This window comes from Dorea sp. 210702-DFI.3.125, assembly GCF_020560945.1.
Taxonomy (GTDB): Bacteria; Bacillota; Clostridia; order Lachnospirales; family Lachnospiraceae; genus Dorea; species Dorea formicigenerans.
On record NZ_JAJCNF010000121.1, the window covers coordinates 1 to 252 of the forward strand.

Annotated in this window: 1 pseudogene; it reads right to left on the minus strand. The window is 54.0% G+C overall.

Features of this window, described 5'->3' with window-relative positions:
* Positions 1-252: pseudogene (locus tag LI164_RS16535) on the minus strand (virulence-associated E family protein); the annotation flags it as partial.

Sequence of the window (252 nt, forward strand, 5' to 3'; positions counted from 1 at the left end):
CCCAGTCTGCCGGGGAATTTAAGTTCCCCAGCGCTTCCTCATAAAGCTGCTTGGAACATACCCTGTCGCCGGTGTAGTCCTCCAAATAGGCGTAGATCATGCCGGCCTGTGTGTCTTCCTGCATAAAGTCCTGCTGGTGGGCGTTCAGGTATCGGTTCATTTCCATGCTGAATGACAGCTTATACTTCCCACTGCGATAAACCGTCATGGCTTCCGCCCACATCTGTTCGATATACGCCCTCGCCGCCGCTT